We start from the raw sequence: 15,845 nt of genomic DNA on the forward strand, positions 1-15,845 counted from the left end.
TTTCCGTTTATTTATTAAATTTGACTCATGCGAAAGAACCTTTATCTCATCATTATATTATTTTCTCTTGTGAGTTGCTATACTTACCAGGTTAAAAAACAAGCCGATACAACAGTTGACAATAAGAAAAAATCTAATGAGAGTGTAGCTCAACAACCGCCTGCTCCTATCAACATTCAGGAGAAACTTGCACCTAATAAAAATGTTAGAATTGACGTTGACGGTAAGACCTATAAAGTCATCGTTGACAGATGGGAAAATGACAGTCTGGTAGCACATCCGGTTCATAATGCTAATAAAATTCTGAAATTCCATAAAAGTCAGATTAATGCAGAGAGAATTGCTGAAAAACGTTTTTCACAACCGATTGCTGATATTATTACTGTAGTTGCTTATGCCAGTGCGGGTGTCCTAATATGGTCACTTGTGAAATAATTTTTTAATTTTACCTCGCTGCGCAAAGTTCCCTGATTTTGAGCCCATCTTTTCAACAAACTTGGCTCGTTTTTTTCGGTTAATTCTTCAAGGATCTATGTGCTATTTCTGCTTTTCAAACGCCAAAAAACCATCTGACGATTCACTTTTTTCTTTTGTTTTTAAAGAGAAGACAGGATGTTGACTCAATATTTTCATGGTTGGTGATTCTCCTTTCCAGTTCATGTTTTTATCCAGAAAATAAAAAACAGACCCATCATTGGTTTTAATCTCAAAAAAATAGTCCGTGAATTTGTTTAGCGTATTTCTTACAGGCATATACGTAATTTCTTCTATTTGCTCAGAAGTATAAGGCGTTTCGTTGATGATCAGACTGTCATTCGTCAGTAAAACATTCGCAGGAGGAAGGTGTTTTCTCAGCATCCGATATTCTGTTGAACAGACCAATAATAGAAAAAGAAAACATAAAATACTTGGAATAGCCCAATTAACAGGGTCTTTTTCTTTGGTGTAAAGATAAATCGATATGGTCACTACATGAACACCAATTACAATGACTCCATATCTGAAAAAGAAGAATTCGAAATAACTAGGATTTAATTTTTTCATAAATAAGAATGTTGGGCTTTTGCTACCATTAAATGGAGCTGGCAAAAAATGTATTTCGTTCTATAAAAATACAAAACTTTACAGGAATATTTAATCTGAGATTTCTCAGTAGTTTGGGATATAAAGCATTTAATTTCATGACAAAAAGATCATGATAAATTCTATAGATACGGACATGTCTTTATTAATAGCCGAGTATTAAGCAGTTTATTAAAAAACGATAATCTAATCTTTTTGATACTAAAGGAATGGCTGGCTATTTGATGGTCAGATTAAATAGTAAAGCATTCTCGTTAATCACTTGAAATATTTGTTTAATTGTATGATACAAGTGATACTAGAAAGTAAATATGTAAAAACAAGTTGTCATGATTAACAAAATAAAAGAATTTAAAGATAACGCACTTGCTCTGGAGATATTGGGGGCATTCACGGAAACAGATGCTTTGCTGATAGAGCAGCTTTTCGAGGAAAAGTTGAATATGGGATACCAGCATGTCAACATACTCATTAAAGTCAAAGATATGTCAGTGATTAAAGATATGAAATTAAAAGGCTTTTTGGAAGGCGAGCTATGGGGAATACAACACTTCGGAAAGATAGGGCGTTGTGCTGTTGTATCTCATTCTGATTTTATGAAGTCAATAGTCAATATTGAAAATGAAGTCCTGCATTTATTTAATTCTGCTCTGGAAGAGAAATATTTTGATGAAACAGAGTTAGACGAAGCATTAAAATTCATAGCACCCAATGAATAAATCAGAAGGTTAAAATTGGACAATTAGAATCTTTACACCCTTTCTGCTGGCATGAGCCTCTGACTCGTGTCTAAATAAGATAGTTTCATTATATTTCGAAAACTTCAAGTAAATTTTATGTATTTGTAAACATTTATAAAAATAAACCCTAACTCTCGCCAGGATTTATTCATTTTTATACTTTATCCAAAGCAAACAAAAGTTTAGTTATGCTTCCGTTTTTAGATAGAGCTTTTATTAAAATCGATAGCCAATACTCAATCCATACTTGGCAACCACATTATGATCTGTTTTGTCTGCATTGAACAAAAGTTTTCCGTAGCCTGCATTGGCTTCAAAAACCAATCCTTTTTTTGTGACTAGTTTATAGCCAAGACCAGCACCCAGTGCAACATCATAAACATCTTTATTTTCAGTGAATGTCAGACGGTCTGGTGAGTATATTTTTTTTCCATCAATGGAAGTGAACATTCCAAATCCTTCGACAAAAAAACCGGAAGCATATTTTTTACCCAAATAATATCTGTAATATGGGGAGATGTAGTAATTCAAATCCTCGTCTTTTGTATGATCATAAACAAAAAATGCAGAGATCCCCAGGGATGAGTTTTTGTTTAGATATCGTTCAAAATTTACTTCCACAGCCCCGGATAATGGCGCTATTAAATTTAATCTGATTTCATTGTTTTTCTGATTAGGATTTGCACCCGTTTCATTTTGAGCATTGACAGAATAAAAAGCAAACAAAATGATTAGTAAAAAGGTTTTTTTCATAAAAATTAAGGCGGGTTTCAAAAGCTTAAAAATGGATAAAATGGTACTTATTTGCTGGTATTTTTATATTCATTGGGTGTTTGACCGGTAACTTTTTTAAAGGCTTTATAAAAAGTTGTTTTTGAAGTAAACCCGGATTCTAATCCCATCGTCAGTAAAGTATAGTTGTCATATTCCGAATTGGATATCATTTCCTTGACTGCTTCCACCCGATATTGATTAATATAATGAGCGAAGTTGTCTCCTGTTATTGTGTTCACAATTTGTGAAACATATCCTGCGCTTATGCCTAGTTTTTCAGCAACTTTTTCTCTGTTTAATGTACTGTCGGTATAAATGTGCTCGTCTTTACAAAGAAGTTCCAGTTTTTGAAAATAAAGATTATCTGCCGTGATCGATTCCTTATATTCTTGTGGCGAACTCTCTTGTAGAATTTGCAGATGGGGATACGAAACAGCTGAATCTTGATTTAGAAAAAGGTAAATAGCCTCTTTGTTTTTGGCCAGTTTATATTTGTAAATACCTATATAAGCGGTCCAATGAATGATAAATGTTGCGCATAAAGCCAGGGCACTCATCGTAGAAGAAATATCATAGTTAAGAAGTAAGCCGGCCAGAGCGGTAATAAGCCAGACAAATAATACTGAAGAAACGAGTGTTAATAAAATAAGTATCCATTTTTTTTCCTGTGAATCTTTTAAATGTTTTATCTTAAAATAAGAGTAAACCGGAAGGAATGGAATGAATGTAACAGCTAAAAAAAGTTGAATCAGACCAAGTATTTGGATGATAACGATGCCTGACTCAGAAAAAGTATAAACTCCTGCCACATGATCAAGATCGTTGATAATGTTAAGGGCAGCGGAATAGGCAAACGGAATAAAACACAAATAATCTTTTTGTTTACTTTTTCCAGTGTAATCAGTCCTGTTTTTAATAAAAAGGTATAGGAAAGCAGGCATCAGAAATACCCACTCGATGTTGTCTATTATATGAAGAAGAGGATAGGAGGTAAATACCTGTTCGATATCAAAAACATGAGTCAGTAATTTAATGGAAAGAGTAAATAATAAGTAGGCTAAATACTTATTTGACTTACTATTGAATAGGGAAGACTTTAAGATCACTAAGCCTAAGATGATTCCCTGGAAAATCGCAATATTTAAAAGTGTTGTATAGATCACTTTTATGAAAATTGTTTTAAAGATTTGCTTTGGCGTGCCATGGTAATTAATTTCTTTTAAATATACCTCTTTCATACGGATTGATAAAACGAATTTATATTCATACTGATGATTTCCGCTGCACAAAGTCTCTCAACTTTAATATATTTATAACCTAGCATCATATTTCTTTTATATTTTCGGTGATATGAGCATTAATACTATCTTTAGATAGAAATAATCATGTGTTTAGTTATTTAACCAAAAAAATAGTATGTTATGAAAGATGATGATGAAAACCACTGGAAATTGGGCATTTTTTATTATAATAAAGATGACAAAAGGCTTTTTCCGCCGAAAAGAAATAAATTTTTAGGTTGGACGGTTAACTTTGCTAATCCTTATTCTATTCTGGCCATGTTTTTATTAATTACCTTATTTATACTCATAGCAGAATATATTAAAGAGATGTAATTGTTTAATTTTTAATCGTTTACCTCGTATTTTATTCGTGTTCGACGAATACAAGCTATTCAAGAATAAAAATAGAACAATCCCTTTAAAAAACCTCCAGACTTCGGAAAGCAGAGAGTTCAAAAAAATTCTGAATAAGTGATGTTTACTACATCTATAGTGTAGAATCCTTCAAAATTGACCATCTCAATCCTGTGAAAATGATCAGTTGATTCCTGAGCAAATTGACCATGGTATTCCTGAGCAAATTGACCCCCAAAAAAAAGTCAGAAAACGTGTCTTGAATAACTTAGCCAAAAAATACCAAATGGCTAACAAAAGAATAGACATGTTGAACATTAAACAATTATTACGATTATACACCCAAGGGGTAAGTAAATTGCGGATAAGCAAACAACTGGGTATCTCACGCAATACTGCTAAAAAGTATATCAGCCTGTTCCATGAACACCAGCTTACATATGACGAGCTGATAGAGCTGAGTGATGAAGATTTAGATGATTTATTCGAGACTCCGCCAACCGATATAAGGGATAAGGCCAATATTAAAAAACAACTTGAATCGTTGTTTCCTTACATATCCAAAGAACTAAAACGTGTTGGGGTCACCCGTTATCTGCTATGGGAAGAATACATAGATAAATACCCTTCAGGCTACCAATATTCCCGCTTTTGCCATCATTACCGGGAATGGTGTAAAAAGGTGAACCCTTCCATGCATATTGAACATAAGGCTGGGGATAAACTTTTTGTGGATTATACAGGAAAAAAACTTCACATTATTAATAAAGAAACAGGAGAACAACAGGAAGTTGAGGTCTTCGTATCCATACTTGGAGCCAGTGGCATGACCTTCGTAGAAGCTACAAGAACCCAGGGGAAAGAAGATTTTCTTGGAAGTCTTACCAAAACCCTGCATTATTATGGAGGAGTTCCCGCAGCTATTGTTACCGATAACCTGCGTACAGCCGTAAAAAAGAGCCATAAGTACGAACCTGTCATCACTGATTCTCTTCTGGATTTTGCTTCCCACTATAGCACTACAATACTTCCTACGCGTACCTATCATCCCAAGGATAAGGCTTTGGTTGAAAATGCGGTACGCATTGTGTATACCCGCATTTTTGCTCCATTGCGTAAAGATCACTTCTTTAGCCTGGAAGCATTGAACAAAGCTATAGAAAACCTGCTGGAAGGATATAATGAAGCTCCCATGAAAAGAAAGAAGTATTCCAGGGCTGATGTTTTCCGTGAGGTTGAAAGACATGCATTATCCCCACTACCAGCTATGATGTACCAGCTCAAGCATTCTGCACGTGCTACCGTTCATAAGACCAGCCATGTATATTTAAGTAAAGACCAGCATTATTACAGTGTTCCGTTCAGCTATATTGGTAAAAAAGTAAACATTATTTTTAGTAAAAATACAGTCGAGATTTACTATGACCAGCGCAGAATAGCATTCCATAACAGAATCCTGGCTAAATATCAGTATACGACTGTAAAAGAACATATGCCTTCATCTTATCAGTTTATGACTGAATGGAATCCCTCCCGGTTTATCTCTTGGGGAAGGTCTGTCGGGGAATATTGTGAGCAGTACATCATCAAAATCCTGGAAAAGAAACAGCATCCTGAGCAGTCCTATAAAACCTGCCTGGGAATCCTTTCATTATCAAAAAAGATCGGCAACATAAGACTTGACAATGCCTGTAAAAGAGCGTTGGGATATGAAAAATACAGCCTTGCCATGATTAAAAGTATTCTGGAAAGAGGGCTGGATAATCTAACCGATGACGATGCATTTTTTGAAGAAAAGAAACTGCCTAAACACAAAAACATAAGGGGCGGAAAATACTATCAGTAACATCTACAATCATTAACAATTAAATCATTAATACAAAACCTATGAATCAGGCAACATTAGAAAAAATGAAACATTTAAAGCTCCACGGGATGCACAGGGCGTTTTCCACAACAATGGAAACAGGAAGTATCTCCTATACCAATGATGAACTTATAGCCTACTTGATTGAATCCGAGTATGACGACAGGGAAAGCAGAAAGGTAGAAAGATTGATTACCACAGCTAAGTTCAGATACAGGACATTTATGGAAGAGATTACGGCCTCTTCTTCCAGAAATATTGATAAGAATACTATTGGAAGATTATCTTCCTGCGATTTTATATCACAGAAACAGAATATTCTTATTACAGGCAGTACAGGAGTTGGAAAAAGTTTTATCGCAACTGCCATTGGATACAAAGCCTGTACAATGGGATATAAAGTCATGTACTTCAGCATCAACAAACTCTTCTCAAAGCTTAAGATGGCTAAGGCAGACGGATCTTACCTTAAAGAGATAGACCGAATAGAAAAGCAGGATCTTATTATCCTTGATGATTTTGGATTACAATCCCTGGATAATCTTAAACGTCAGGATTTTATGGAGATTATAGAAGACAGACACGGAAAACGTTCCACTATTATTGCTTCGCAACTGCCTGTAAGTGCCTGGCATGAAGTCATTGCGGAACAAACAATAGCCGATGCAATACTTGACAGAATGGTTCACAACTCCCTGAGAATAGACCTTAAAGGAGAATCGATGAGAAGAAAAAAAGCTGATCAGAAAATCAGCTCAGAGTAAAGATTTATTTTATATTTTTAAACCATCTTTTAGACACCTTTTTTGACTTCATTCTTAGTGGTCAATTTAATCAGGAATTAGGTGGTCAATATCACTGGAATTTACATCTATAGTTTAGTTTATATTATAGGATTAATTATAAGCGGCTTTGTTACAACATAGTTGGTGATATCTGAAATGATGCGAAGAAAGGTTTTGAAATAGTGATGAAAAAATGGTATAAGAGGGTAATCGTGTAAATTATTAATATTATATGAATTTATTATGGGATAAAATAAATTAATGGACTATAAAATTTAAATAATAAGTATAAATTCACTATTTGGGACTATTTTATTTGGAATTCTCTATATGGAGATATATTTTAGTAAATAAAAGTACAAGTACACAATTTTTTTTAATATTTAAAACAGAATATTCATTTTTAAATTTTAAAAATGAACTTATCTAGATTATATGTACAAGAATTAAGTACAAAAAAATGAGATTAGTTGATGGTGGTTTTCTACCAGTGGCGTTAAGCTGCATGGGCTATAATGGAAGCTATTGATGTAGGTTTAATTATTTTATGCTAATTAACAAAGAAAGAATAATAATGTATAAGCGTAGAAAAGATAATATACCACAAAATTATAAATCTAATATCGGAGTAATTATAGCAGTTGCACTAATGTTCTTTGTAGTGGTTCTTGTCTGTAGTAAATAAAAATATTATTTTACAATTTTTCCGCTGTGCAAAGTCTCTCGACTTTGAGCTAGTAAAATAAGATTATTTCATTTAAACTTGCTCCAAAGGGTAGCAGTGATGATAATTAGGATGTATAATAAGCTTACGGAAAACCGTAAAAAGAATATAAAAATATATTTATTATTGTTTAAGAATCTAATATATTAGCTTCTAAACTAATTAACTGATGAAGAGATGAGAATTAAACAAATACAAGTGAGAAATTTTAGACTTCTCGATAATTTTTCTGTCAATATTGAAGATGATATTACCCTTATAGTTGGTAAAAACAATACTGGTAAAACTTCACTATTTGAAGCGATTAATGTTTTTACAAAAGTTTCCCAAGAAATTTCCTTTGAGGATTTTTCGTTAAGTAGTTATCTGAAATTTAAAAAGATAGTTAATTTTATTACTAAAATTGATTTTAACAACATTTCTGAAAAAAGAAAGGAAATTTTTGAAAAGATAATCCAAAACCAAACTCCCAAAGTTCAACTTTTTATTGAATTTGAATATGATATAGAAAAAGATTCTCTTGTTAATTTAAGTGAATTTATAACTGATTTAAATGAAAAAAGAAATGATGCAACTGTTTTAATAAGTTTTGAATCTCTCAATTCATTAGGTTTATTCTCTTCTTTTTTAAATAGAGAAAGAAAAGAAATAGAATTAATTTCTTGGTTAAAAGAGAATCTGAAAAAATATTATCAACTTACATGTCATGCCATTGACAAAGATTCAAATTTTAAAAAAGATATTGGTTTAAATTTTAAATCTAAAATTGAAAAAATTGTTTCATTTGAAGGTATCAAAGCTTCAAGAACTTTAGACGATACAAAATCGGATAAAAATAAAACATTAGCTACTGGATTTTCTCATTACTATCGTGAAAGAGATAAAACTAAAGAAGATGTTAAAAAGCTAGAAGATACTTTAACGAAAGTTTCTGTTGACTTGAAAAATGAATATGAGAAAGTTCTTAGAGAGGTAATACATGATTTGAATCATTTTGGAGCTTCGACACCTATATCCATACCTAAAATTGAAATTGATTCAGAGTTTAATTCAGAAGCTGTAATAAAAAATAATATCAAATATTATTATAAACATGATGATATTAACCTGCCTGAGAGTTATAACGGCCTAGGTTATAGTAATCTTATTTTCATGGTGTTAGAGTTGACAAGTTTTATTGAAAGATTTAAAAATTCAAGTGAAGAAAAAAAGTCTGAGTTTTTGACTATTTTGATTGAGGAACCTGAAGCACATATGCATCCTCAAATGCAGCAGGTTTTTATTAAACAAATTACAAATAAAATTAATGACGCTAAGTCGAATGGTATCAACATTCAACTTATAATTACAACACATTCATCTCATATCATAGCGGAAGCAGGGATTGATATAAAAAAGGGCTTTGATAGAATTAGATATTTTAATAAGATTAATGGTAATCTTGAAGTAAATGATTTTAACAACTTCAAACATAAAAAAAGTGATACTGAAACATTTCGTTTTTTAAAACAATATCTTAATCTTCATAAATGTGATATTTTTTTTGCTGATAAAGTTATTATGGTAGAAGGTATTACTGAGAAAATGCTTTTACCTCTTATGATTAATAAAGTTGCACCCGAACTAAATAAGAAGTACATATCAATTTTAGAAGTAGGTGGAGCATATACCCATAAATTTAAAGAGTTACTAAATTTTATAAAAGTAAAAACTTTAGTTATAACAGATATTGATTCTGTTCATATAGATGATAATAGAAAAGCATGTAGGGTAAATACATCAAATTCTGTTACGTCGAATGCTACTTTAAAAAATTGGTTACCAAAAAAAGATGCAATTGCAGATTTAATTTCAACAAGACTGGAAGAAAAATTTGATGGGAAATTTATTCGAGTCTGTTATCAAATTGCCGAAAATACCGAAAATCAATATACAGCTAGAAGTTTGGAAGAAGCCATAATTAATCGAAATTTAAATTTCTTTAAAAATAAATACAATGATTTGGATAAAGATAAAAAAGTAGTTGAAGTTGATGTAAAATCGAAATTTGAGTTATTAAAAAAAATAAATTTTGAAGAGCAATTGGATTTGTATGAATTATCTCCAAAAAAAGGAGAAAAATCACAATTCGCATTTGATCTCATGACTTTTAAAGCTGGAATTGAAGACTTTAGTTGGGAAGTTCCTAAATATATAGGAGAAGGTTTAGAATGGTTAGAAAAAGATGAATGAGATGACAGCAATAGAGCAAATTATAGAGAATATTGATAATAAAAAAAGTTTTGTATTAGAAGCTGGCGCTGGTTCAGGAAAAACTTATACTCTAATTCAAACTCTGAACTATTTACTTGAAAATAAAGGTGAAGATTTAAAATATAATCATCAAAAAATAGTTTGTATAACCTACACTAATGTTGCAAAAAATGAGGTTATTGAACGTTTAGAGAATCATCCTTTAGTAATAGTTTCAACTATTCATGAATTTTTGTGGGATTGTATAAAATCATATGAAAAGCAGTTGAAAATTGAATTATGTAAGTTAAATGAGATTAGGTATCAAATAGATATAGATTTAGGTATAGATGAATCACGGTATATCCCCAATTTAGTAGATAGGTTAGATAGAATTGATTCAGTTTCTTATAATGATACAGCATTTAGGGATTTTGAAAAAGGGCAACTCCATCATGATGATGTTATTATTTTATCAAAAATGATGTTTTTTGCTTATCCACTACTCACTAATATTTTATCACAAAAATTTCCTTATTTACTAATTGATGAATATCAGGATACAGCAAAAGAAACGATTAACGCATTAGTAGATTCATTGCTCGAAAATAATAAAGATAAAATTATTTTAGGCTTCTATGGGGATTCTCATCAAAAGATTTACAATAATGGTGTTGGTGATTTAGCTAATTATACTCATCCTGATTCTCACAAGCTATATTTGGTTAAGAAGGAGGAGAATTATCGTTCTTCTATAGCAGTGGTAAATCTATTAAATAAATTCAGAACCAATATAGAACAAAAGGCTCAAACCGATGTTGAAGGAAGTGCAAAATTTATTTATTGCGAATATAGGCCAATTAAAACCAGAATTAATAGAAATAATAGGGAAGTAGATGATGAAAGTCGATCCGCCTACAATGCAGAGATTGATTTACAAAAAAAAGAAAATTTTGATAAAGTTGTGAATTTATTAGTAACTAGAGAAAATTGGATTTTTGATAAATTAGATAATAAAAAAAATGACAAAATACTAGTATTAGTCAATAGTGCTGTTGCTAAACGAAATGATTTCTCTAATTTATACAGAATTTATAGTAGAAGATATATTAGAAGTGTTGGGGATGAATTAAATAAAAGGAGAAATGCCTTAATTCAATATTTCGTCGGTTATACTGATAAAAAAATATCTCAGGAAAGAGAAACTGGAATTGAACATTTGGTGAAGTTTTGGGAGGAGTGTAATTATAATGAAGTGTTGCGCTTTCTTAAAAGATATAGCTCTTTATTTGTTGATGGGTATTTAGAACATAAACATAAGAAAATCATAACTGATATTTTAGATGAGTTAATAGTAATTAGAAAAACTAAATCTGTAAAAGAAGTTATGGAATTTGTTGAAAGTAGAAAATTGATAAGAAGATCTGACGCTGTTAAAAAATTTATCGAACAAGTCGGGCTTGATTTTGATAAGTTAGAAGAAGGGTCAGAGAAGAGTAGGTTTGTAAATAACAAAATTTTATATGATTCATTGTTAGGCCTATCTTATAAGGAAATAATCAACTTTTTTGAATTTACACAAAATCATACTGTTTTTTCTACAAAACATGGAACAAAAGGGGAAGAGTATAGAAATGTATTGACAGTTATTGATGATAAAGAATGGGTAAATGAAGCTGAAGGATATAATTTTGAAGGTTTTTTCGATAATACTGATGTTAATGAAGAAAGAAAGTTGAGAACTAGAAATCTTTTTTATGTTGAATGTTCTAGAGCAAAAGAAAATTTAATTGTTTTAGCACTTTCTCCCATGGGAGAATCAGCATTAAATAATATTGAAAAATGGTTTGGTAAAAATAATGTTATCAAACTAGATAATTTTTGAATGTTTGCAAACAACTTATTTATTAAAATTAAAATAATTTAAACCTCATTATTAATATTAAAAATGAAAAATATGTTTAATGAATATCCTGTTAAAATTCAAACAAATTGTATGAGTGAAGAAGATTTGTATGAGCAAATAAACGAAATCAAAAAACTAAATGATAGTGAGGTATATTTATCTCATTTCTTTGATTTACTTGACAATATTCATAATAGGACCACTCAGTTTGAAAAAAATGCTTTTACTATTGATAAATGGATTGAACATTATGAAGGAGATAAAATAGTTACCAGTCCCGATCAGCTTATTTTGTTTTTCGAATATTTACATAGGTTTCACTCTGGTTTAATTTCTAAATCAGATAAGAAGTATACACTAATAAACAGTCCTCAAAAAGAAAATTTTGGATTAGAATTAATTGTCTTGAAAACAATGGAAAATGATTAAAAATATAAATTTCAAAACGATATATCTACTAAAACTGTAAACACAAATAAAATCCCAATAATTATTGGGATTTTCTCTTATTTTGATTTTTAAATTCTTTTTGCAGCTGCTCGATTTCACCCTCAATTTTCTTTAATTCTTTTTCATTTATTTTTGTAAATAGATATAATATATCAATTTCAAAAAAATTACAGATTTTAACAAGACTTTCAATGGTTGGATTAGTTTCAGCTCTTTCAATTCTACCGATATGGTTACTTGAGATATTGAGCTCATTTCCAAGTTGTAATTGTGAAAGTTCTCTTTTGAGCCTATGTAACTGAATAAGCTTTCCAATTTGGAATTTTAATTCCTCTATTTCCCATTTATACATTTAGTAAAGTTTAAGCTTTCTAAAATTTTTCATCAACACATATATGTGTTTTAATGTTTTTTTTCTTACATTTGTACAATAAGCTACAATAAAGTAGCTTTGCGATACTTCAAAGAACAATAGAAGCTATTGCTTAGAATCTCGATCTGAAAACTGGTAATTTTTAACGTACGAGACGATAAGCAGGAAGCTCACGACCTAGGCGTGGGCTCTCTTATCTGTACGTAAGGTATACCAGTACCTCAGATCGGATATTGTAGAGTCCCATGCCGTTTTTATTTTATGCCGTTCTGCTTTTCTACAATCATATTTTTCTAAGTTGCTTCACTACATAAAGTATCATGATAGGATACAATGGAGTGTACAATCCATTGCGGCTTCAGGGCTTTCACGGGAACACAGATTTTATTTCTATTCATCATTTACAATAAAACTCAGCGTACATCGGTAGGCTGGTGGTTTTATGCATTCTAAAAATACAAACTCATGAAAAAGATAAAAACAGATTTTAATACCCGGTTTCGGGAAGGTAAGAAGTACTCCGAGTGGGAGCTGATGGAAATTTTCTTTCAGTTCAATGAGCTGGATGTTTCTAAAGAAAAGCTCAGCAGCATTATGAATTATGCGGTAAAGAAGAGTAGTTGGATCAATGAAGATCCGGCGGTCATCTTTCAGTTTCACCAGTCGATGAAGTTGTTGATCCGGGCAGGGTATCTCATCATGCTGAAGGAAAAGAAATGGACTGTCGATACCCGGCCGGAAAAGATTTCCCCGTTGGTTCTTGGTCTGCTTTCGGAAAAGGAATACCGGAATCCTCTATTGGTTTTCAAAACAGCATTCAGGGAATACAGCATCAAAGAATTTGATTATTTTATGTCCGGAATCGTTTATTTCTCAATGGGTGTTTATGAAAATCTACCAGAGAGGAATATCGTTATGCCCTATATTCATACGGTTAAAATGCTGGATGCTGCACATCTTATCACTCAAAGAAGGAAGGAAAAGAAAATGGCTGACACTAATTAAGGATAAGAAGGTTGAGTGTAAATAAAAGGTTGGGGCTATTGATACAGGTGATTAATACAATAATGATGTGTTTTTCTGACGCAAAGTTTTCATTTTTGAAACTGTTGATATTAAGAGAGCAAAGGATAGAATCCACTTCGTTGATTCGTCGAAGCGTATGGATAAGCCTACCGCTTCATCAGCGACAAAGTCGCATCACTTTGCTCCACTTAAAATAAAGCAGAGTTATCAATAAACTTTGCGTTTATCCCTTTAATTAAGAAATAATTTAACACATGATCTATTGAGTTTTATACTGATGACGTGTTTTTCTGACGCAAAGTTTTCATTTTTGAAACTGTTGATTTTTAGAGAGCAAAGGATAGAATCAACGAAGTTGATTCGTCGAAGCTTATGTAAAAGCCTGCCGCTTCATCAGCGACGAAGTCGCATCACTTTGCCTTCTTAAAATACAGCAGAATTATCAATAAACTTTGCGTTTATCCCTTTAATTAAGAGATAATTTCACATGGTCTATTGAGTTTTATACTGATGACGTGTTTTTCTGACGCAAAGTTTTCATTTTTGAAACTGTTGATTTGTAAGAGAGCAAAGGATAGAATCAACGAAGTTGATTCGTTGAAGCGCATGTAAAAGCATACTGCTTCATCAGCGACAAAGTCGCATCACTTTGCCCCCTTAAAATAAAGCGGAATTATGAATGAACTTTGCGTTTATCTTTTTAATCAAAAAATAATTTCTACCATGATTTGTCGAGTTTTATCAATAGAAAACATCTTTTAAACTTAACCCCAAAAGTCACAAAAGTTTTATTTTTAAAACACTTTAGTCCACTTAAGAAGTTTAAAATAACTCTGCATAAGTTCACATAAGATGAAAATCAAAGATTTTTATAAAACTTAAGTGTACTTCTTTTACACAAAGCATATGACTTAAATAGCTTAAGTGTTTTAAAAGCTTTTGTGACTTTTTACTCCGTCGAACCTTCGGTTTGTGGTTTAATAAAATATTCAAACAGATTTAATATAATCAGGCACATCCAGGTATATAATGCCATAATTTTGTCTATATTTATATATTTAGAAGCATATTAGTATACACGTTTACAAATGTTTAGAAAAATGGCTTGTGTTTGTATTTTGTACTCTAAAGCATGCCTATAAATATGATATAAAAAAAGATAATGCCAATAAACCCAATACCTCCGGACGGAGGCATGTTATATAAAGAAACAGATATGGCTCAGTTTTTCCCTGAACCATTCAATGCAATAACTGCTCTATTATTTTTAGCCATAGCTATTTTTTGGACCATTAAAATGAAGGATAATTTTAAAGAATATCCTTTTTTAACCTACTGTTTGGTCTTATTATATATTGGGGCCATAGGGGGAACTATTTATCATTCATTCAGACAATGGCCGATATTTATCATGATGGATTGGATGCCCATTATGTTACTCTGTTTGTCTGCCGGATTTTATTTTGTAGCTCAGAGCACCAGATGGTACTATGCTGTTGTAATGGTTCTCGTATATTTAATGCTCATGTTTGCTTTAAGAAATTGGATTTTGGTAGATAACCCTTCTCTCTTTATCAACGTAAATTATGCAATCATGGCTTCATTTGTACTTTTTTCGGTAGTAAGGTATTTAATCTATACTCAATGGAAAGCTGGAAAATGGGTGGGCTTTGCTTTATTGTCGTTTGCTCTTGCACTCACTTTCCGTATCATTGATAAACGGGACTGGTTGAGTTTCGGAACACACTTTTTATGGCATACATTTGGGGCGGTAGCAACATTTTGCATGTTTAATTATATCTATCTTACGCGGAATACGATTAGAAAAACATAAGCTGTTTTTATTTTCTTTGAAACTCTGATTCATGCATAGAGTGTGTTTAGATTTAACCACAAAAGTCACAAAAGTTTTTACTTTTTAAACACGTTAGTACACTTTAGAAAGTTTAAAATAATACTGCATAAAAGTACACTGAAGAAAAAAAATCAATGATTTTTTAAAACTTATGTGGGCTTATTTTGCGCCAGGATATCATCTTAAGCTCATTTAAGTGTTTCAATCTTTTGTGGCTTTTGACTCCGTCGAACCTTCGGTTTGTGGTTTATTTTTAACTACAGATGGTAAAAATTTTTGGAGAAAACACTAACTGCACATTGTTCTTTTATTTGTAAACACGTTAGTACACTTTAGAAAGTTTAAAATAATACTGCACAATTAAGTTCACATAAGATGAAAATCTTTGATTTT

Annotated in this window: 14 protein-coding genes; 10 read left to right on the plus strand and 4 right to left on the minus strand. The window is 31.5% G+C overall.

Annotated features, from left to right (window positions below; genetic code table 11):
• Window positions 1-27 precede the first annotated feature (27 nt).
• Entirely contained in the window at window positions 28-435 is a 408-nt protein-coding gene (locus CJF12_RS01510; protein ID WP_034687124.1) for a hypothetical protein, read from the plus strand.
• 102 nt (window positions 436-537) lie between these two features.
• On the opposite strand, the gene CJF12_RS01515 is transcribed toward CJF12_RS01510, so the two are convergent.
• Complete coding sequence (locus CJF12_RS01515; protein WP_034687122.1) at window positions 538-1,044, minus strand: hypothetical protein; 507 nt, start codon at window positions 1,042-1,044, stop codon at window positions 538-540.
• A gap of 368 nt (window positions 1,045-1,412) precedes the next feature.
• On the opposite strand from CJF12_RS01515, the gene CJF12_RS01520 reads away from it, so the two are divergent.
• Window positions 1,413-1,802 (plus strand): SpoIIAA family protein, encoded by a 390-nt coding sequence (locus tag CJF12_RS01520; RefSeq protein ID WP_034687120.1) that lies wholly within the window; start codon window positions 1,413-1,415, stop codon window positions 1,800-1,802.
• 237 nt (window positions 1,803-2,039) lie between these two features.
• On the opposite strand, the gene CJF12_RS01525 is transcribed toward CJF12_RS01520, so the two are convergent.
• Together CJF12_RS01525 and CJF12_RS01530 are read right to left on the minus strand one after the other, a co-directional pair.
• Window positions 2,040-2,576 (minus strand): DUF3575 domain-containing protein, encoded by a 537-nt coding sequence (locus CJF12_RS01525; RefSeq protein WP_034687118.1) that lies wholly within the window; start codon window positions 2,574-2,576, stop codon window positions 2,040-2,042.
• Window positions 2,577-2,623: 47 nt separating this feature from the next.
• On the minus strand, window positions 2,624-3,835 hold the full coding sequence (locus CJF12_RS01530; protein ID WP_228379121.1) for a helix-turn-helix domain-containing protein: 1,212 nt from the start codon (window positions 3,833-3,835) through the stop codon (window positions 2,624-2,626).
• 183 nt (window positions 3,836-4,018) lie between these two features.
• On the opposite strand from CJF12_RS01530, the gene CJF12_RS01535 reads away from it, so the two are divergent.
• The 6 genes from CJF12_RS01535 (at window position 4,019) to CJF12_RS01560 (ending at window position 12,177) form a co-directional block, all read left to right on the plus strand.
• Window positions 4,019-4,213 carry a DUF5808 domain-containing protein gene (locus CJF12_RS01535; protein WP_034687116.1) on the plus strand — a complete coding sequence of 65 codons (195 nt, stop codon included), beginning with the start codon at window positions 4,019-4,021 and terminating at the stop codon, window positions 4,211-4,213.
• A 208-nt stretch (window positions 4,214-4,421) separates the two neighbouring features.
• Entirely contained in the window at window positions 4,422-6,080 is a 1,659-nt protein-coding gene (gene istA / locus CJF12_RS01540; protein ID WP_228423525.1) for an IS21 family transposase, read from the plus strand.
• Window positions 6,081-6,121: 41 nt separating this feature from the next.
• Window positions 6,122-6,865 carry an IS21-like element helper ATPase IstB gene (gene istB / locus CJF12_RS01545; RefSeq protein WP_034681199.1) on the plus strand — a complete coding sequence of 248 codons (744 nt, stop codon included), beginning with the start codon at window positions 6,122-6,124 and terminating at the stop codon, window positions 6,863-6,865.
• A 922-nt stretch (window positions 6,866-7,787) separates the two neighbouring features.
• Window positions 7,788-9,842: an ATP-dependent nuclease gene (locus tag CJF12_RS01550; protein ID WP_034685956.1), complete on the plus strand. Its 2,055-nt coding sequence runs from the start codon at window positions 7,788-7,790 to the stop codon at window positions 9,840-9,842.
• A gap of 1 nt (window position 9,843) precedes the next feature.
• Window positions 9,844-11,727: a UvrD-helicase domain-containing protein gene (locus CJF12_RS01555; protein WP_157759831.1), complete on the plus strand. Its 1,884-nt coding sequence runs from the start codon at window positions 9,844-9,846 to the stop codon at window positions 11,725-11,727.
• Window positions 11,728-11,838: 111 nt separating this feature from the next.
• On the plus strand, window positions 11,839-12,177 hold the full coding sequence (locus CJF12_RS01560) for a hypothetical protein (protein WP_157759832.1): 339 nt from the start codon (window positions 11,839-11,841) through the stop codon (window positions 12,175-12,177).
• A gap of 61 nt (window positions 12,178-12,238) precedes the next feature.
• Here CJF12_RS01560 and CJF12_RS01565 read toward each other — a convergent pair whose 3' ends face one another.
• Window positions 12,239-12,550, minus strand: a complete 312-nt coding sequence (locus CJF12_RS01565) for a helix-turn-helix domain-containing protein (protein WP_051887336.1) — start codon at window positions 12,548-12,550, stop codon at window positions 12,239-12,241.
• Window positions 12,551-13,036: 486 nt separating this feature from the next.
• On the opposite strand from CJF12_RS01565, the gene CJF12_RS01570 reads away from it, so the two are divergent.
• Window positions 13,037-13,576 carry a hypothetical protein gene (locus CJF12_RS01570; RefSeq protein ID WP_034685960.1) on the plus strand — a complete coding sequence of 180 codons (540 nt, stop codon included), beginning with the start codon at window positions 13,037-13,039 and terminating at the stop codon, window positions 13,574-13,576.
• 1,183 nt (window positions 13,577-14,759) lie between these two features.
• Window positions 14,760-15,431: a hypothetical protein gene (locus CJF12_RS01575; RefSeq protein WP_034685962.1), complete on the plus strand. Its 672-nt coding sequence runs from the start codon at window positions 14,760-14,762 to the stop codon at window positions 15,429-15,431.
• The last annotated feature ends 414 nt before the right edge of the window (window positions 15,432-15,845 follow it).

It is taken from the genome of Chryseobacterium piperi, assembly GCF_002285635.2.
GTDB classification, from domain to species: Bacteria; Bacteroidota; Bacteroidia; order Flavobacteriales; family Weeksellaceae; genus Chryseobacterium; species Chryseobacterium piperi.

Bases quoted from the DNA above. Each gene is read 5' to 3' on its own strand.
- CJF12_RS01565 (WP_051887336.1), bottom strand. From the start codon at position 12,550: ATGTATAAATGGGAAATAGAGGAATTAAAATTCCAAATTGGAAAGCTT.
- CJF12_RS01550 (WP_034685956.1), top strand. From the start codon at position 7,788: ATGAGAATTAAACAAATACAAGTGAGAAATTTTAGACTTCTCGATAAT.
- CJF12_RS01515 (WP_034687122.1), bottom strand. From the start codon at position 1,044: ATGAAAAAATTAAATCCTAGTTATTTCGAATTCTTCTTTTTCAGATAT.
- CJF12_RS01555 (WP_157759831.1), top strand. From the start codon at position 9,844: ATGACAGCAATAGAGCAAATTATAGAGAATATTGATAATAAAAAAAGT.
- istB (WP_034681199.1), top strand. From the start codon at position 6,122: ATGAATCAGGCAACATTAGAAAAAATGAAACATTTAAAGCTCCACGGG.
- CJF12_RS01530 (WP_228379121.1), bottom strand. From the start codon at position 3,835: ATGAAAGAGGTATATTTAAAAGAAATTAATTACCATGGCACGCCAAAG.
- CJF12_RS01520 (WP_034687120.1), top strand. From the start codon at position 1,413: ATGATTAACAAAATAAAAGAATTTAAAGATAACGCACTTGCTCTGGAG.
- CJF12_RS01525 (WP_034687118.1), bottom strand. From the start codon at position 2,576: ATGAAAAAAACCTTTTTACTAATCATTTTGTTTGCTTTTTATTCTGTC.
- CJF12_RS01575 (WP_034685962.1), top strand. From the start codon at position 14,760: ATGCCAATAAACCCAATACCTCCGGACGGAGGCATGTTATATAAAGAA.
- CJF12_RS01570 (WP_034685960.1), top strand. From the start codon at position 13,037: ATGAAAAAGATAAAAACAGATTTTAATACCCGGTTTCGGGAAGGTAAG.
- CJF12_RS01510 (WP_034687124.1), top strand. From the start codon at position 28: ATGCGAAAGAACCTTTATCTCATCATTATATTATTTTCTCTTGTGAGT.
- CJF12_RS01535 (WP_034687116.1), top strand. From the start codon at position 4,019: ATGAAAGATGATGATGAAAACCACTGGAAATTGGGCATTTTTTATTAT.
- CJF12_RS01560 (WP_157759832.1), top strand. From the start codon at position 11,839: ATGAGTGAAGAAGATTTGTATGAGCAAATAAACGAAATCAAAAAACTA.